Source organism: Paraburkholderia sp. PGU19 (assembly GCF_013426915.1).
In the GTDB taxonomy this organism is placed as follows: Bacteria; Pseudomonadota; Gammaproteobacteria; order Burkholderiales; family Burkholderiaceae; genus Paraburkholderia.
Window position 1 is genome coordinate 13797 of sequence record NZ_AP023180.1, and the last position, 16596, is coordinate 30392.

Genomic DNA, 16596 nt, shown 5'->3' on the forward strand with positions numbered 1-16596 from the left:
CTCAAACGGGAAGAACGGAGGAAACCAGCGTCTGCGTGTACGGATGCTGCGGATCGTCGAGCACCTGATCGGTGAGACCCGCTTCAACCACTTCGCCGCCTTGCATCACCATCAGCCGGTGCGCGAGCAGACGCGCGACGCCGATATCGTGCGTGACGATCAGCACCGACAGATGCAGCGTCGACGTCAACGTGCGCAGCAGATCGAGCAGACGCGCCTGCACCGATACATCGAGACCCGCGGTGGGCTCGTCCATGAATACGAGGCGCGGACCCGTGACGAGATTGCGCGCGATCTGCAGACGCTGCTGCATGCCGCCCGAAAACGCGGAAGGCAATTCGTCGATACGCGATGCGTCGAGTTCGACGCGCGACATCCATTGCGTGGCCGTGTCGCGAATCTTGCCGTAGTGGCGCGCGCCGACGGCCATCAACGGCTCGCCGATATTCGCGCCCGCCGACACGGCGTTGCGCAGGCCGTCGCGCGGATTCTGCTGCACGAAGCCCCACTCGGTGCGCATCAGCAGACGCTTGCGCGGCTCGGACAACGCGAGCAGATCGAGCGACTCACCGTGCGCGCTTGCATAGTGCAGCGTGCCGGAATCGGCGGCATTACGCAGCGCGAGCGTGTTCAGCAGCGTCGTTTTGCCCGAACCCGATTCGCCGACAATGCACAGCACTTCGCCCGGATACAGATCGAAGCTGACGTTGCGGCAACCGTTGCGGCCGCCGTACTGTTTGGTGAGCGCGCGTGCGCTAAGAAGCGGCGTCATGCGCTTTCTCCTTCGTTGTTATCCGTGCCTTGCTGTTCGCGGCGGTCGTGGCAATAGTCGCTGTCCGAGCAGACGAACATGCGCTTGCCGGCATCGTCGACGATCATTTCGTCGAGAAAGCTTTCCGTCGATCCACACAGCGCGCATGCATGCTCCCAGCGCTGCACTTCGAACGGATGGTCGTCGAAGTCGAGGCTTTTTACGGGCGTGTACGGCGGAATCGCGTGAATGCGCTGTTCGCGTCCTGCGCCGAACAGTTGCAGCGCGGCGTTCATGTGCATCTTCGGGTTGTCGTACTTCGGAATCGGCGACGGCGACGCGAGATAGCGTCCATTGACAATCACTGGGTAGTCGTACGTCGTCGCGATACTGCCGTGATGCACAATGTCCTCGTACAGCTTGACGCTGATGAGGCCGTAATCCGCGAGCGCGTGCAGCTTCTTGCATTCGGCCGTGCGCGGCTCCAGCCGGTAGAGCGGCTCGGGCATCGGCACCTGATAGACGAGAATCTGTTTGTCCGTGAGCGGCGTTTCGGGGATGCGGTGACGCGTTTGCACGATGGTCGCTTCGCTGGTCTTGCGGGTGGTGTTGACGCCCGTAGTGCGCGCGAAGAAACGGCGAATGTTCACTGCGTTGGTCGTTTCGTCGGAGCCCTGGTCGATCACCTTCAGCGTATCGTCGCGCCCGATGATCGATGCCGTCACCTGAATGCCGCCCGTGCCCCAGCCATACGGCAACGGCATTTCTCGCGAAGCGAACGGCACCTGGTAGCCCGGCACGGCCACGGCTTTCAACAGCGCGCGGCGGATCATGCGCTTGGTCTGTTCGTCGAGATACGCGAAGTTGTAGCCTTCGGCGGCGCTATCGTGCGCGGCGGTTTGCATCGTCGTGTCGGGCGCGTTCATGCCGCTTGCTCCTGTTGGTCGCTGTCTTCGTCGCGTGCGGCGTGTTTCGCGCGCAGACGTCGCACGAGTTCGAGTTCGGACTGGAAGTCGACGTAGTGGGGCAACTTCAGATGCTGCACGAAGCCCGACGCTTCGACGTTGTCGCTATGCGACAGCATGAATTCGACGTCCTGCGTCGGCGAGCCGATCGTTTCACCGAGTTCTTCGGCACGCAACGCACGATCGACGAGTGCCATCGCCATCGCCTTGCGCTCCGAATGACCGAACGCGAGCCCGTAGCCTTGCGTGAAGGTTGGCGGCACATCGTTGCTGCCCGCGAACTGGTTGATCATTTGACATTCGGTGACGTCGATTTCGCCGATCTCGACGGCAACGCCCAGTTCGTCGAGTTCCATTTCGACCGCGACCGTGCCGAAGCGGATCTCGCCCGCGAACGGATGCGAATGCGCGTAGCCGCGTTGCGTCGCATAGCCCATCGCGAGCAAGAAGCCTTCGTCGCCGCGCGCAAGGTTTTGCAGGCGCGTCGCGCGGCTGGCCGGAAACGACAGCGGCTCGCGCGACAGATCGCCTGGCTCGGGCGCGTCTACGGACACGCGCTCCTGTTCGATCAAGCCTTCCTTGTCGAGCAGCGAGACGACGCGCGGCATCGCTTCCTGCGCGTTGGTTTCAATGCGCTTCGTGTGCAGCGCACTTTCATCATCGCCTTCGGCCAGCAGCGTGAAATCGAGCAGACGTTGCGTATAGTCGTACGTCGCGCCTAGCATCTGTCCGCCGGGCACATCCTTGAAAGTCGCGGAGATGCGCCGTTCGATCCGCATGTCTTCCGTATCGACGGGTTGTGTGTAGCCGAAACGCGGCAGCGTCGTGCGATACGCGCGCAACAGGAAGATCGCTTCGACGAGATCGCCCGCGGCCTGCTTGATCGCCAGCGCGGCAAGCTCTTCGTCATAGACGGAGCCTTCCGTCATCACGCGTGCGACGGCCAGGCGCAACTGCGTGCGAATCTGCGCGACGCTCAATTCGGCGAACTGCGTGTCGCCGCGGCGCGCCTTGTCGAGCAGGCGCCACGATGCTTCGATCGCGCGCTCTCCACCTTTGACGGCAACGTACATTAGTTCAGCTCCACGTGGGTTGTGCGCGGCAGGCCGATCAGCGTGTCGCCGCAGACGAGATAACAGTCGATGCCGCACGGAAAGAGCGGCGCGAGTTCCGCGCGTTCGCGCCAGAAGCGCTCGGGCAGGCCAGCGGGCGCGATCGTCTGCGTGTGTTCGATGCCGGGGCCGCGCAGCACGACGGGCGAGCCTTGCGTCAACGAATCGACGCGCACGATCAGCGTCACCGACTGCTCGGGCGTTTCCGGCTCGCCGAGCGCGAAGCACGACAGCGGCGGCAACGTGCTCGCGTCATGCACATAGGCGAACGCGGCGTCTTGCGGTTCGTCGACGAGCGGCGCGCCTGTATGAAAGCGCAATGCCGAACCGAGTACGGCATCGGGTTGCGCGAGCCAGACGGGCGTCGAGTAGTCGCACAGCGCGAGCAGCGCGGCGAAAGCGGCGAGATCGGCGCGCGCGTGCGGCAACGTGTTGCGCGCGTCGCTGCGGGAGGCGGGCAAGACATTGTCGATTGTGCCGATCTTGCCCGGACGCGACAGCGCATCGAGCAGCGCGCGAAATACGGATTGCGTGTCGTGCACGGGATCGGCGAAGCCCGGCGTCAGCGTCGACAGCGCGATCTGCGGGGATTGAGCGGAAGTGTTCATCAGTCGCCTCGGACCATCGTGAAGAATTCGACGCGCGTCGATGCGGCGTCCTGTTGACGTTGCGCGTGTTTCGCCGCCAGTTGCGAAGCGAGCGGCGCAATCAGTTGCGCCTGCAAGCGTGCTTGATGCTGCGGTGTTTGCAACAGCGCGTCTGCGATAGCAGCCAGTTCGGCGCGTCGACGGTCGCGGCCAAGATGACACGCGACGCCAACGGTGGTGCCTTCATCCGATTCGTCGCGCAGACGCAGCGTCGCGCGCGTCACGGTCGCTTCGCCTAGATTGAACGCGTCACCCGTGCCGCCGATGCGCCCGCGCACCATAGCCAGCCCGATCTCGGGCGGGCGCAACCAGTCGAACGCGGGGAGCGGCGTGCCTTCCATCGCGCGGTTCAGCGCGGCTTCGAGATCGGCGCGCGCGGAACGTGCCATGACGGCCATCCACGTGCGGCGGGCTGGGTTGGCGGAAGTGGGGGAATCGGCTAAAGGAGGGGAGGCGGCGGCACTCATCGGGTTTCCTGGCGGTTTCCTGGAGAGGGATTTTTTACAGCGAGTCCAGACATTTGAGCATCTATTCGTCTAAACGTCTAGACGTTTAGAGCTAAACTGTCGCTCGCTCGTGACAGAAGGCGCGGTTTCATATTTCCGCCACGGCTTGCGGACTACAATGCACAGAACGCTTATTTGAACCGAAGGGAATGACAGCACCATGACATCGAACGACGGCGCAGCGCCGGGCACGATGCTAGAGCGGGGAGCGGGCGTCGCCGTGTGGCGGCAGATCGAACAGATTCTCGCGAAGGAGATTGCCGCAAGCGGCTTCGGCGAAGATGGACGTCTGCCGAGCGAAGGCGAACTGGCGAAACGCTTCGACGTGAACCGCCATACGATCCGCCGCGCAATGCTGGGTCTTGCGGCACAGGGGCTCGTCAGCGTCGAGCAGGGTCGCGGCACGTTCGTGCAGCCTGGCGCGATCGATTACACGATCGGCCGTCGCACGCGCTTCACCGAAAACTTGCGTCAGCAACATCATTCGCCGGCGGGCAAGATGCTGTCGGCGGCGCGCGTGAAGGCCGATCCAACTGTCGCAAAGGCGCTGGGTTTGCGCGCAGGCGCGTTCGTCTATCGCATCGAGTCGCTGCATGAAGCGGACAGCGTGCCGCTCACGTATGCGCGCAACTTTTATCCGGCCGCGCGCTTCGCCGATCTGCCCGATGTGCTCGAACGCGTCGGCGGCATCACGAAGGCGATGGCCGAGTACGGCGTGACGGATTATCTGCGCAAGTGGAGCCGTATCGGTAGCGTGCTGCCCGAGCCGGAAGTCGCGCGGCGTCTTGGCATCAACCGGCAACAGCCGGTGTTGTGGGTCGAGAACGTCGATGTCGATACGGAAGGCACGCCCATCAAATACGGCTTCACGCACTTCGCCGCCGACCGCGTGCAACTGATGGTGGAGCACGACGGATGAGCGCGCCCATTCAGCATGCGTGGAGCGCGCAGGCGCGCTTCGCCATTTACTACGCGCCCGCGCATGCGTCGGGCTGGTGGGACGCCGGCTCGATATGGCTCGCGCGCGATGCCGAAAGCGATACCTCACTTGATCCGCATGACGCGCCTGCGCTGTCGCAACCGCTCGCGCAACTGACGGCCTCGCCGCGCCGCTATGGCTGGCACGGCACCCTGGTCGCGCCGTTTCATCTTGCGGAGCATGTGAGCGTCGCCGATCTGCTCGACGTATCGGAACGCTGGGCGCAAACGCAGATGCCGTTTGCATTGGCCGTCGAAGCGGCAACGCTGGGCGACTTCGTTGCGTTGCGTCCGGCGACGCCATCCGGCGACGAACAGATGCGCGCGCTCGCCGCCGATGCCTTGCGTACCTTCACACCGCTGCGGGTCGTGCCATCCAAAGCGGATATTGCGAAACGCATGGAAGCGCCGCTCACGGAACGTCAACGCGAATTGCTCGTCGAATGGGGATATCCGTATGTGCTCGACGAATTCCGCTTTCATATGACGGTGTCCAACTCGCTCGACAACGCCGCCGATCGCGCCGCGATAGTGGAATGGTGGCATCGCGAGGCACAGCGTCTCGGGCCGTTGACCATCGACGGCGCAGCGATCTTCGTCGAGCCCGCGCCAGGCGAGCCGTTCATGTTGTGGCAACGGCTCGCGTTCAGGGCGAAAGAAGGACAGGAGAACGCATGAAAGGCCGCTTGATCTATGTGGTCGGCCCGTCGGGAGCGGGCAAGGATTCGCTGCTGCATTTCGCGCGTGAGCATGTCGCGGGCACGTCCGTCGTGTTCGCGCATCGCTACATCACACGTGAGACGGGGCATAACGAAAATCACATTTCGTTGACCCACGAAGAGTTCGAGGCGCGCTCGGCGCAAGGCCTCTTTGCGCTCGAATGGTCGAGTCACGAATTGCACTACGGCATCGGCATCGAGATCGATGCGTGGCTCGCGCGAGGCTGCACGGTGGTCGTGAACGGCTCGCGCGCGTATCTGTCGCGTGCGTTGAAGCGCTATCAGCATCTCGAAGTCGTGCATATTCACGCGGCGCCGGATATTCTCGCGGCGCGTCTGTCGGCGCGCGGACGCGAAACGCAAGAGCAGGTCGAAGCGCGCCTCGCGCGTCAGGCGCCGTTTGCGCTGCCCGATGGCGCGCATCTGACGCATATCGACAATTCCGGTTCGCTCGAAGCAGCCGGCCTGGCATTCGTCAACGTGCTGAAGGGCTTCGCGCGCACGCAAGATCAGAAGCATGCCGCCGAGTCGGCATCGAGTGAAAGCGTCAAGTAAGCTGAGGGTGTCGTCTTACGGGAAGAGCCCCGCGTTGCTATAGTCTGCGGTTTAACGCTGCGCGCCAGACGCAGCGGGCAAACCCCGGAGTACACCCGATGACCGACGCCACCCGCCTCACCGAAATCACCGACCTCGAACCCGCCGCCGCCGCGCTGCGCGACATTCGCCATCACATTCATCACCATCCCGAACTCGCGTACGAAGAAGTCGCGACGGCGGCGCTCGTCGCGGAAAAGCTGGAAGCGTGGGGCTGGCAGGTGACGCGCGGGGTCGGCAAGACGGGCGTGGTCGGGTCGTTGAAGGTGGGTGACGGCACGCGCAGCATCGGCCTGCGCGCGGATATGGACGCGCTGCCCATCACCGAGCAGACGGGGCTGCCGTACGCGAGCGGCACGCACGGCAAGATGCACGCATGCGGCCACGACGGTCACACGACGATGCTGCTCGGCGCCGCGCAGCATCTCGCGAAGGCGCGCCGTTTTTCGGGCACCGTGCATCTGTATTTTCAGCCGGCCGAGGAAAGCGGCATCGACAGCGGCGCGAAGAAGATGATCGAAGACGGCCTGTTCGAGCGTTTTCCGTGCGACGCCGTGTTCGGCGTGCATAACCATCCGGGCGCGGAGCCGGGCAAGTTCTTGTTCCGCAAGGGCGCGTTCATGGCGGCGGGCGACAAGGCGACGATCACGATCGAAGGCGTCGGCGGCCACGCGGCGCGCCCGCATCTGACCGTCGATCCCATCGTGATCGCGTCGAGCATCGTGATGGCGCTGCAGACCATCGTCGCGCGCAACGTGAACCCTTCGCAGCCCGCCGTGGTGACGGTCGGCACGATGCACTCAGGCGTGGCGAACAACGTGATTCCGTCGAGCGCGAAGCTGGAATTGAGCGTGCGCTCGTTCAGCCACGAAGTGCGCGCGCTGTTGAAAGAGCGCATTACGGAACTCGCGGAAAGCCAGGCCGCGAGTTATGGCGGCAAGGCGCACGTCGAGTATGTCGAGGGCTATCCCGTCGTCGTGAACACCGACGCGGAAACGGAGTTTGCGATCGAGGTGGCGCGCGAACTGGTGGGCGCGGAAAACGTCGAGCCGAATGCGGATATCCTGATGGGCAGCGAGGATTTCGCGTTCATGCTCGAACAGCGGCCGGGTTCGTTCTTGCGCCTGGGCAATGGTGTTGGCGAAGACGGCTGCATGGTGCACAACCCGCACTACGATTTCAACGACCGCAATCTGCCTGTTGGCGCGGCGTACTGGGCGCGTCTTGTGGAGCGTTATCTGGGCCGTTGATCGGGTGCGTTGAGCGCAGGAGCGCGCAAGCGCCATGTGGTGTCAGCCGCGCAACGCGACCATGTCCGACACCGATTGCGCGGCCTTCTGCAGCGGCTCGAGAAACGCCTTCACCATCTGCTTCGCGGAATTGCGCTGCGCATTACCGCTGATATTCATCGCGGCGATGATCTGCCCGCGCCGGTTACGGATCGGCGCGGACAGCGAGATCAGCCCGCCCTCCAGTTCCTGATCGACGATGGACCAGCCCTGGCTGCGCACCTGCGCGATCACCTTCTTCAGTTCGTCCTTGTCGGTGATCGTGCGCGGCGTGTGCGCGACGATGGGCGACGCGTCGAGAGTCGCATCGAGCGCTGCCGGGTCGAGCGCCGACAGCAGCACCCGGCCCATCGACGTGCAATACGCCGGCAAGCGGCTGCCGATCGACAGATTGATCGTCATGATCTTGTGGGTCGGCACGCGCAGCACGTAGACGATCTCCGTGCGGTCGAGCACGGCGGCCGAACAGCTTTCGTGAACTTCCGCCGACAGTTCTTCCATGAACGGCTCAGCGAGATTCCAGAACGGCATCGACGTCAGATAGGCGAAGCCGAGGTCGAGAATCTTGGGCGTCAGGCGAAACAGGCGGCCTTCCGCCTCGACATAGCCGAGCGTCTGCAGCGTCAGCAGAATGCGGCGCGCGCCCGCGCGCGTGAGACCCGTCGCCGACGCGACGTCCGTCAGCGTCTGCTCGGGCCGCTCGGCGTTGAACGCGCGAATCACCGCGAGGCCGCGCGCGAACGACTGCACGTACGAGTCGCCCGGTTTGTCCGGGGCGTCCGTCTCGTTGGCGGGAACGGCTTGTGACGCGGCGGGTACTTTGCTCATGGGACTATGTGAAATCGGTGCAAAACGTCCGGACGTCGGGACGGGCGTTCGTTAGTCTGCGGAAAGCCGTGACGATAGCGCAAGCGCCAGGATTCGCCAACTTTGCGGGCGGTGGGGTGTGGTGCGCGCGAGTCGGCCTACGGAAAGCCCGGCGGAGCGCGCATTCCTGCCGTTTCCGCCGCACCTTATTGCGATTTTCGACGACCCACTCACCCGCCGGCGCGCTTGACAGTCTTTCCACGCCCCGCCTATTATCGAACCTGAAATGTTCGATAGATGATCGTTTGTTCGAGTATAGAACAAATCTTGCTTTATCGGCACGTTTTTTCTGGCGCTACCCAATGCGCCGACGCTGGCGCCTTCAACGATACGCCGGCCCCGCCATTACTGGAGACATCTCATGACGGAAGCTTTCCTGTGCGACGCGATTCGCACGCCGATTGGCCGCTACGCGGGTTCGCTGTCGTCGGTGCGCGCCGACGATCTGGGCGCCGTGCCGCTCAAGGCGCTGATGGAGCGCAACAAGGACGTCGACTGGAGCGCCGTCGCGGATGTGATCTACGGCTGCGCGAACCAGGCCGGTGAAGATAACCGCAACGTTGCGCGCATGTCGCTGCTGCTGGCGGGCCTGCCGAAAGACGTGCCGGGCTCGACGGTCAACCGGCTGTGCGGCTCGGGCATGGATGCCGTGGGCATTGCCGCGCGCGCGATCAAATCGGGTGAAGCTGGCCTGATGATTGCAGGCGGCGTCGAAAGCATGAGCCGCGCGCCGTTCGTGATGGGCAAGGCGACGAGCGCGTTCTCGCGCCAGGCCGATATCTACGACACGACGATCGGCTGGCGCTTCGTCAACCCGCTGATGAAGCAGCTGTACGGCGTCGATTCGATGCCGGAAACGGGCGAAAACGTCGCGACGGACTATAACGTGAGCCGCGCCGACCAGGATGCGTTCGCGGTGCGCAGCCAGTTGAAGGCGGCACGTGCACAGCAGGACGGCACGCTCGCGCAGGAAATCGTCTCCGTGACGATCCCGCAGAAGAAGGGCGATGCGATTGTCGTGTCGAAGGACGAGCATCCGCGTGAGACGAGCCTTGAGGCGCTCGCGAAGCTGAAGGGCGTCGTGCGTCCGGACGGCACGGTGACGGCGGGTAACGCGTCGGGTGTCAACGACGGTGCAGCGGCGTTGCTGCTTGCCAACGCGGAGACCGCGAAGCGCTTTGGCCTGACGCCGCGCGCACGCGTGCTCGGCATTGCGACGGCGGGTGTCGATCCGCGCGTGATGGGCATTGGTCCCGCGCCTGCGACGCAAAAGCTGCTCGCGCGTTTGAACATGAATATCAACCAGTTCGATGTGATCGAGTTGAATGAGGCGTTTGCATCGCAAGGTCTTGCTGTGCTGCGCGCGCTCGGTGTCGCCGATGATGACGCTCGCGTTAATCCGAATGGTGGTGCGATTGCGCTCGGCCATCCGCTTGGTATGAGCGGCGCGCGGCTTGTGACGACGGCGATGTATCAGCTGCAACGCACGCAAGGCCGTTTCGCGCTGTGCACGATGTGCATCGGTGTGGGGCAGGGTATTGCGATTGCGATTGAACGGGTTTGAGTGACGGTTGATACAACGTGGGTAGGCATTGCGTGACGCGCTGTTGAATCGGTTTGTCACGTGACGCGTGAAGGCTCGTACTAGGTGCGGGCCTTTTTTTATGGTTTTTGTTGGGGATTGGGTTCGGGGGTATCGGCTCGCGGAGATGTTGTGCGTGGTTTGCTTGCTTTTTGCGCTGGCATCCGCGATGCGTTATCTAGCTTCAGGCGTCGCCCCTGTGCGGGGCGGCACCTACTTTTCTTTGCCGCCGCAAAGAAAAGTAGGCAAAAGAAAGCGGCTAACACCGCCAATCCTTGTGTTTGCCTGACGGCCCCCAACCGGTCTTACGCTTCACACGGCAGCATTTCTATTCGCGTTCGTTGCCAACGCTTTGAATAACCGCCTCACCCACTTCAAGCACCCGAACAAGAGCTGGCGGCAGCGAATGGTTTGCGCCGCCCAGGTGGCAAACTGTGTGTAGGTTGTCGCGTCGTATAGCTTGGCGCCCTTACAGGGTGGTGCGCATGCGCTATCGGTCCGGTGTGAGGCATGTGTGTCTCTACGGCCTACACACAGTTTGCCACCTGGGCGGCCGTGGAATATCCGGCACGGCGTGCGGCGGCGCGGGCGCGTGAAGCGGGTGAGGCTCGCCGCAAGAGCGCTGGCAACCAGCATGGGTCACGTGATTGCCGTGTGAAGCGTAAGACCGGTTGGGGGCCCTCAGGCAAGAACAAGGATTGGCGGTGTTAGCCGCTTTCTTTTGCCTACTTTTCTTTGCGGCGGCAAAGAAAAGTAGGTGCCGCCCCGCACAGGGGCGACGCCTGAAGCTAGATAACGCATCGCGGATGCCAGCGCAAAAAGCAAAACGCGGATGCCAGCGCAAAAGCAAAAAGCAAAATCAAACCAACACCGCTCGCGCAGCGAAAAAAACCAATTCAAAACCCACTCACCGCGCCCGCGGCGCAAAGATATCCGCGCCCAGCGAAGAACAGCGCTCAAGCAGACGCGCCAGTCTGCCCCGCAATGCCACGGGATGCGTGGTCAGCGAAAGCCTCGCTGGCACGTTACCGTCCGCGCTAATCCACACGCGCTCACCGCGATGCAGCCGAAACGTCTCGCCGATCTGCAACCAGTGATCATACGGCGACGCCGCACGCGTCAACCACACGCGCGCCCCTTGCACGAGAAGCTCCGTGTTCGCGTCGACGCGCCACGACATCGTCGCACCGGGCTGCACTTCAAAGTGGACGACAACTCTCGGCAAACGCTCTTCGAGTGAGCGCGGAAAGCAGAGTGATTCGTCATCGGTGAACTGCTGGCAAGCCTTGTCCATCATGCACTCCGTCAATTGAGCCGGAGGACGGAAGGCTTACCCAAAACAAAAGGCCCCTTCCGTTTCCGGCGGGGCCTTGGGATCGTTTTGCTGACTGCTGCAGATGCTAACGCACGCACGCTCCCATAGGCCCGCCGCGATGGCGTGCCATACGGTTTTTAATGACGTAGGCGTTGGTGATGAAGGTCAGCATGCATTCGAGTTTGTCTTGACGTCGATGTGTTGTCAACCAGTTTTGTCGCACGTGTTGCATCGTCATGGCATTGCCCTCTCACGGGAAACGAACGTTCGCGTGCTCATGCGCGCGCCTCGGCCAGTTCTTCCGTATGGCGTAAAAGCGGCGCGTCGCGCCGGTCTGCGCGCACCGTGTGCCATTGCGTGACTTCGCGCGGTCGCGCGAGCAGGTCGGCGAGCGCCTCGTGCCAGGCGCGCCGGTACGGGCGATGAATCTGCTCTTCGCTCGCGTCGTCAGGGCTTTTCCACGTCTCATAGAGCATCAGCCGGCACGGCGAATCGGGATCGCGATGCAACACGGCCTCACGAAAATCCGCCTCGCTTCGCATCGCGTCGAGCACACCGTCGAGCAGCGACATGAAGCGTTCGAGCTTGTCGGGCAACACCTGAAAGCGCACTACGTAAGTCACGTGCATTCCGCACACTCCTGATGATCTTCGTCTATAACTACCTTTATACTCGTCAATAACTGACAACCCATGTCATGAATTAAAAGGAGCGCAAAAATTGGCGACGAGCCGACTCGTTTCGATGCTGCTGATGCTCCAGGTGAAAGGCCGCGTGACCGCACAGGCGCTCGCCGACGAATTCAATGTGTCGAGCCGCACTGTGTATCGCGACATCGACCAGTTGAGCGCGGCGGGCGTGCCCGTTTATGCGGATCGCGGGCCAGGCGGCGGTTTTGCCTTGCTCGACGGATATCGCGCGAAACTGACGGGCATCACGCGGGCCGAAGCGGAAACGCTGTCGATTGCCGGGCTGACGGGCGCGGCGTCCGATCTCGGTCTGTCGGAGCAACTGCGAGCCGCGCAGGTGAAGCTCGTCACCGCATTGCCCGATGCCGCGCCCGATACGTCGCGCATCGGCTCGCGGCTGCATATCGATCCCGTCGGCTGGTATCAGCGGCCCTCACCGACACCGTGGTTGACGATGCTTGCGGGCGCCGTGTGGGAACAGAAGCGCATATCGATGCAATACCGCACATGGAACGCCAGCGGCGAAAACGAGGGCGTGCGCGTGCGCGATCCGCTCGGGCTGGTGCTCAAGGGCGGCGAATGGTATCTGGTCACGCGTGTGCGCACGCAGTTGCGCACCTATCGCGTGTCGAGCATCGCGCAGCTCACGGTGCATGACGAAACGTTCGAACGCCCGGAAGATTTCGATCTGCGCGACGAGTGGACAGCGGCCGTTGCTTCATTCGAGACGAGTTTGCTGAAGCACACCGCGCGATTGCGGCTGTCGCCGGACGGCATGACGCGTCTGCACCGGCTCGGCGCGGCGGCCGTCGAACAGGCGCAGATCGCACCGCCTTCTGAACAGGACGGCTGGCAGGAAGTAACCCTGCCCGTCGAGCAGCTCGGCTACGCGGCTGAACAATTGCTCGGCCTGGCCGGTCATGTCGAAGTGCTCGATCCGCCGGAATTGCGCGAGCGCTTGCGCAACCTCGGTGAACGGATTGCGACGCTCAACGCGGCCTGACTACGACCGTTCAAACGCATCAGCTCCGATGCGGCCCGACGATCCCCAGTTTCGCAATCCGCCGATACAGCGTCGCGCGCGACATGCCAAGCGCTTCGGCTGCCGCGTTCGGTCGCCAGTGATGCTGCGTGAGCGCATCGACGATACGCGCCCGCTCGTCGTCGAGGCTGGCGAGCGCGGGGCGCGGCGCGGCTTCATCAGGCGCGAGCAACGCCGCCACATCGGGCGACACGTGCCGCAATTCGACGCGCGTCGCATCGCACACCGCACATGCATAGCGCAGCACGTTGCGCAGTTGCCGGATATTGCCCGGCCACGAAAAACGCGCAAGCCGCTCGGCAAGGCGCGTATCCAGCGTGAGCACATGCCCCGCGCTTTGCGCTTCTTCATCGAACACGGCACGCACGACATCCAGCACATCGGCGCGCTCGCGCAGCGGCGGCATATGCAGCGTCGCGCCGCTCAGGCGGTAAAACAGGTCTTCGCGGAAGGCGCCTTCGTCGACCATGCGCGCGAGATCGCGGTGCGTCGCGCAGATCACGTCGATATCCACACGCACAGGCGCATCGCTGCCGAGCGGCAGCACTTCGCCTTCGGCGAGCACACGCAATAGACGCGTTTGCAGATTGAGCGGCATGTCGCCGATTTCATCGAGGAACAGCGTACCCCCGTTCGCTTGCGCGATCTTGCCGCGCGCGCCGCGGCTGCGCGCGCCCGTGAACGCGCCGGGCGCATAGCCGAACAGCTCGCTTTCGATCAGCGAATCGGGGATCGCCCCGCAATTCACGGCGACGAATGGCTTGGCACGTCGCGCGCCCGACGCATGCAGCGCTTGCGCGAACACTTCCTTGCCGACGCCCGTCTCGCCGAGAATCAGAATAGGCAGATGCTTGCCCGCGATGCGCAGCGCGACTTCCGCATTGCGCGCGATGCGCGAATCGCGGCTATGCAGGAAACGGCTGATCGCATCGAGACTCGTGTCGGCGTGCGCATCGAGCGACGCATTGACGGCGCTCGCGGATGACACGACGGGCGCGACGCGCGACGTGCGCTTGAGCGGTGCGCGAATCCGCGCATACAGCACGGCGCCCGTTGCGCGCAGACGCAGTGGCACGATCGTATCGGTGCGCGCTACATCGTGCAGATGGACGGCGGACGTATCGAAGATTTCGTCGACGTGACGCGGCCCGCTCAAGCCCGCGATGCACTCCTGCGCTTTACGATTCGACGCGGCGATGTTGCCGCATTCGTCGAACGCGATCAGCACTTCCGGCTGCGCCTCGACGAAATTGCGGCTCTGGTGGCCGAAGATCACCCAATGCTGCGCGGTCTGATTGAGAAAGTAGCCGTCTTCGATCAGCGCCGCGCTCTGGCGAACCAGCTGAAACACGAGCCGCTGGCTGTCGCGGTTATCCGGTGATTGCACGGCGGACGCATCGAGCACGCCGATCAGTTCGCCCGTCAGCGAGAAGATCGGCGATGCGCTGCAGGTGAGCGTCGTAAACGCCGCGCGAAAGTGATCGGTCTTATGCACGGTGATGGGCGCGAGATCCGTCAGCACGTTGGCGATACCGCACGTGCCTTCCTCGCGTTCCGACCAGCACGAGCCGATGTACAGACCCGCATGCTTGAAATCGCCGCGCCGGTCGCGGTCGATGCGGTAATCGATCGTGACGCCGTGTGCGTCGGTGAGCATCACGCAGTAGTCGGCCACGCGGATCATGTCGTGCAGACGCGTGAGGCACTGGCCCGACGCGCGCAGAAACGCTTCTTCCTTGCCTTGCACTTCGCGCAGTTCGGACGTGGTCAGCACGCGCGGCCCGATCACCGAACTGGGATCGAGCTGGTATTGCTCATACGAACGCTGCCACGACGACACGAGACGCGACGAATTGGCGGGCGCGGGCAAGCGTCCTTCGATGGCGCCGCGCACGCGGTCGACGTGCTGCGTTTGAGAGACGTAAGGCATGGTCGGCTCCCGTCTATAACGGTCGATACCGGTGGATTGATCGCGCGGGTCCCTGCGGTGCTCCCTTCGGCCGGACCTTCTTGTAGCACATCCCGCCCGCGCAATCACACTGCATTGCAGCACGCGAGACACCTGAGACGATCGTCTCACCCATGCGTGAGACAGCCGTGAGACGCGCATCGTTCGATGCCGCAATGCATGCGCGTCGCGTCACCGCGCAGCGCATGAGGTGAAAGGCGCGATGTGCGTCATGTGCACTGCGTCATGCGACACGAGCCGTGCTTGCGTCGACGCGTTGCCCATCCCGCGCAAACCTTGCCAGACAAGGTTTTCCGCGTTCTTAGCGTGTTTGTCGAGCGATTGGCATAGCTGTTGCAGTAATGCCCGTCACCCGAAACGGCCTTGCATGCGACAAGCAAGCCGCTCTCGACAAACACAACGGAGACAAGCCAGTGGCATCGCCCATCACTGTCGGCGTGATTGCGAACCCCGCGTCGGGTCGCGACATTCGCCGCCTCACGACGCACGCGTCCGTGTTCCCGACAGCCGAAAAGGCCAACATGGTCGTGCGTCTGATCGCGGGACTCGGCGCGCTCGGCGTCGATCGCGTGCTGACGCTGCGCGATCGCACGGGCGTCGCTGCGCTGCTGCTGCGCGCAATCGACACACACGCGGCGACGGGCAAGGCCGAGCGCTGGCCCGAAGTCGAATTCGTCGATCTGCCCATCACCGATAGCGTCGCCGATACGCACACGGGCACCGCGCATATGGTGCGCGAAGGGGTCGAACTGATTGCCGTGCTCGGCGGCGACGGCACGCATCGCGCGGTGGCTGCGCATTGCGGCGGCGTGCCGTTGCTGACGCTGTCGACGGGCACCAACAACGCGTTTCCCGATATGCGCGAAGCGACTGTCGCGGGCATGGCGGGCGCCCTGGTCGCATCGGGCGTCGTGCCGCCCGATGTCGCATTGACGCGCAATAAACGGCTCGTCGTGCGTTGCGTCGCTGGGCCGAATCGCGGACGCGAAGAGATTGCGCTCGTCGACGTGTGCGTGAGCCGTCAGCGCTTCGTCGGCGCGCGGGCCGTGTCGGAGCCGTCGGATATCGAGTCGCTGTTTCTCACCTTCGCTGCGCCCGATGGTATCGGGCTGTCGTCGATAGGCGGCGCGTGGGCGCCCGTCGAGCGCACGGCGCCGCATGGCTTGCATCTCACCTTCGCGCTGCATGACGAGCATGGTTTCTCAACTGGCGACGGGGTACCCATCTTCGCGCCCATCGCGCCCGGCCGCATCGATCACGTGACGATGCGCACCTGCGAGCGCTTCGAGCTCGGCGACTGGCTGCCCATCGACGCGCGCCACGGCACGCTCGCATTCGACGGCGAGCGCGAGATCGAAATCGAGCGCGACGACCGCTATGAAATCTCGCTCGACTGGAACGGCCCGTTGACCGTCGATGTGAGCCGCACGCTGCGCTTCTCCGCGTCGCGTCAGTTGATGCGCGAGATGGCGGGCGCTTCGATGCGAACCCTGATGCACACACAAGCACACGCGAAATAAAGGGAGTTCATTCAATCACGCGGAGCCCATCCGCACCCGTTGCTGTAACGA

Annotated in this window: 16 protein-coding genes; 7 read left to right on the forward strand and 9 right to left on the reverse strand. The window is 63.6% G+C overall.

Going from position 1 to position 16596, the window contains the following annotated elements:
* Window position 1: 1 nt before the first annotated feature.
* The 5 genes from phnK to phnG are packed head-to-tail and all read right to left on the reverse strand — an operon-like array spanning window position 2 to window position 3942.
* On the reverse strand, window positions 2–772 hold the full coding sequence (gene phnK / locus H1204_RS17705; RefSeq protein ID WP_180732042.1) for a phosphonate C-P lyase system protein PhnK: 771 nt from the start codon (window positions 770–772) through the stop codon (window positions 2–4).
* The gene (locus H1204_RS17710) at window positions 769–1677 is read right to left on the reverse strand and encodes an alpha-D-ribose 1-methylphosphonate 5-phosphate C-P-lyase PhnJ (RefSeq protein ID WP_180732043.1); all 909 of its coding nucleotides are present in this window, start codon (window positions 1675–1677) and stop codon (window positions 769–771) included. Before H1204_RS17710 ends, phnK begins: the two co-directional genes overlap by 4 nt.
* Window positions 1674–2789, reverse strand: a complete 1116-nt coding sequence (locus tag H1204_RS17715; RefSeq protein ID WP_180732044.1) for a carbon-phosphorus lyase complex subunit PhnI — start codon at window positions 2787–2789, stop codon at window positions 1674–1676. Before H1204_RS17715 ends, H1204_RS17710 begins: the two co-directional genes overlap by 4 nt.
* Complete coding sequence (phnH, locus tag H1204_RS17720; RefSeq protein WP_180732045.1) at window positions 2789–3436, reverse strand: phosphonate C-P lyase system protein PhnH; 648 nt, start codon at window positions 3434–3436, stop codon at window positions 2789–2791. The genes H1204_RS17715 and phnH overlap by 1 nt, the downstream gene beginning before the upstream one ends.
* Complete coding sequence (phnG, locus tag H1204_RS17725) at window positions 3436–3942, reverse strand: phosphonate C-P lyase system protein PhnG (RefSeq protein WP_180732046.1); 507 nt, start codon at window positions 3940–3942, stop codon at window positions 3436–3438. Before phnG ends, phnH begins: the two co-directional genes overlap by 1 nt.
* Window positions 3943–4141: 199 nt before the next feature.
* Here phnG and phnF point away from each other — a divergent pair, with 199 nt between their 5' ends.
* The 4 genes from phnF to H1204_RS17745 all read left to right on the forward strand — a co-directional run bounded on the left by phnF (window position 4142) and on the right by H1204_RS17745 (window position 7522).
* Window positions 4142–4900: a phosphonate metabolism transcriptional regulator PhnF gene (gene phnF / locus H1204_RS17730; protein ID WP_180732047.1), complete on the forward strand. Its 759-nt coding sequence runs from the start codon at window positions 4142–4144 to the stop codon at window positions 4898–4900.
* Window positions 4897–5637: a DUF1045 domain-containing protein gene (locus H1204_RS17735; protein ID WP_180732048.1), complete on the forward strand. Its 741-nt coding sequence runs from the start codon at window positions 4897–4899 to the stop codon at window positions 5635–5637. The genes phnF and H1204_RS17735 overlap by 4 nt, the downstream gene beginning before the upstream one ends.
* Window positions 5634–6233, forward strand: a complete 600-nt coding sequence (gene phnN, locus H1204_RS17740; RefSeq protein ID WP_180732049.1) for a phosphonate metabolism protein/1,5-bisphosphokinase (PRPP-forming) PhnN — start codon at window positions 5634–5636, stop codon at window positions 6231–6233. Before H1204_RS17735 ends, phnN begins: the two co-directional genes overlap by 4 nt.
* Before the next feature lie 98 nt (window positions 6234–6331).
* On the forward strand, window positions 6332–7522 hold the full coding sequence (locus tag H1204_RS17745) for a M20 aminoacylase family protein (RefSeq protein ID WP_180732050.1): 1191 nt from the start codon (window positions 6332–6334) through the stop codon (window positions 7520–7522).
* 42 nt (window positions 7523–7564) lie between these two features.
* On the opposite strand, the gene H1204_RS17750 is transcribed toward H1204_RS17745, so the two are convergent.
* Entirely contained in the window at window positions 7565–8389 is an 825-nt protein-coding gene (locus tag H1204_RS17750; RefSeq protein ID WP_042307797.1) for an IclR family transcriptional regulator, read from the reverse strand.
* 400 nt (window positions 8390–8789) lie between these two features.
* Between H1204_RS17750 and pcaF the strand changes: the two genes are divergently transcribed.
* Complete coding sequence (gene pcaF / locus H1204_RS17755; protein ID WP_007587861.1) at window positions 8790–9992, forward strand: 3-oxoadipyl-CoA thiolase; 1203 nt, start codon at window positions 8790–8792, stop codon at window positions 9990–9992.
* 925 nt (window positions 9993–10917) lie between these two features.
* Here pcaF and H1204_RS17760 read toward each other — a convergent pair.
* Complete coding sequence (locus H1204_RS17760; RefSeq protein WP_243468705.1) at window positions 10918–11307, reverse strand: DUF2917 domain-containing protein; 390 nt, start codon at window positions 11305–11307, stop codon at window positions 10918–10920.
* A 293-nt stretch (window positions 11308–11600) separates the two neighbouring features.
* Complete coding sequence (locus H1204_RS17765) at window positions 11601–11954, reverse strand: putative quinol monooxygenase (RefSeq protein ID WP_180732051.1); 354 nt, start codon at window positions 11952–11954, stop codon at window positions 11601–11603.
* A 91-nt stretch (window positions 11955–12045) separates the two neighbouring features.
* Between H1204_RS17765 and H1204_RS17770 the strand changes: the two genes are divergently transcribed.
* Window positions 12046–13017, forward strand: coding sequence for a YafY family protein (locus tag H1204_RS17770; protein WP_180732052.1), 972 nt, complete (start codon window positions 12046–12048; stop codon window positions 13015–13017).
* A 19-nt stretch (window positions 13018–13036) separates the two neighbouring features.
* Here H1204_RS17770 and H1204_RS17775 read toward each other — a convergent pair whose 3' ends face one another.
* Window positions 13037–14986, reverse strand: a complete 1950-nt coding sequence (locus tag H1204_RS17775) for a sigma-54-dependent Fis family transcriptional regulator (protein WP_180732053.1) — start codon at window positions 14984–14986, stop codon at window positions 13037–13039.
* Window positions 14987–15438: 452 nt separating this feature from the next.
* On the opposite strand from H1204_RS17775, the gene H1204_RS17780 reads away from it, so the two are divergent.
* Entirely contained in the window at window positions 15439–16545 is a 1107-nt protein-coding gene (locus tag H1204_RS17780) for an NAD(+)/NADH kinase (protein ID WP_180732054.1), read from the forward strand.
* The last annotated feature ends 51 nt before the right edge of the window (window positions 16546–16596 follow it).

Coding starts and splice junctions, on each gene's coding strand:
- H1204_RS17750 (WP_042307797.1), bottom strand. CDS start 8,389: ATGAGCAAAGTACCCGCCGCGTCACAAGCCGTTCCCGCCAACGAGACG.
- H1204_RS17715 (WP_180732044.1), bottom strand. CDS start 2,789: ATGTACGTTGCCGTCAAAGGTGGAGAGCGCGCGATCGAAGCATCGTGG.
- H1204_RS17765 (WP_180732051.1), bottom strand. CDS start 11,954: ATGCACGTGACTTACGTAGTGCGCTTTCAGGTGTTGCCCGACAAGCTC.
- phnN (WP_180732049.1), top strand. CDS start 5,634: ATGAAAGGCCGCTTGATCTATGTGGTCGGCCCGTCGGGAGCGGGCAAG.
- phnF (WP_180732047.1), top strand. CDS start 4,142: ATGACATCGAACGACGGCGCAGCGCCGGGCACGATGCTAGAGCGGGGA.
- phnK (WP_180732042.1), bottom strand. CDS start 772: ATGACGCCGCTTCTTAGCGCACGCGCGCTCACCAAACAGTACGGCGGC.
- H1204_RS17710 (WP_180732043.1), bottom strand. CDS start 1,677: ATGAACGCGCCCGACACGACGATGCAAACCGCCGCGCACGATAGCGCC.
- H1204_RS17775 (WP_180732053.1), bottom strand. CDS start 14,986: ATGCCTTACGTCTCTCAAACGCAGCACGTCGACCGCGTGCGCGGCGCC.
- pcaF (WP_007587861.1), top strand. CDS start 8,790: ATGACGGAAGCTTTCCTGTGCGACGCGATTCGCACGCCGATTGGCCGC.
- phnG (WP_180732046.1), bottom strand. CDS start 3,942: ATGAGTGCCGCCGCCTCCCCTCCTTTAGCCGATTCCCCCACTTCCGCC.
- phnH (WP_180732045.1), bottom strand. CDS start 3,436: ATGAACACTTCCGCTCAATCCCCGCAGATCGCGCTGTCGACGCTGACG.
- H1204_RS17745 (WP_180732050.1), top strand. CDS start 6,332: ATGACCGACGCCACCCGCCTCACCGAAATCACCGACCTCGAACCCGCC.
- H1204_RS17760 (WP_243468705.1), bottom strand. CDS start 11,307: ATGATGGACAAGGCTTGCCAGCAGTTCACCGATGACGAATCACTCTGC.
- H1204_RS17735 (WP_180732048.1), top strand. CDS start 4,897: ATGAGCGCGCCCATTCAGCATGCGTGGAGCGCGCAGGCGCGCTTCGCC.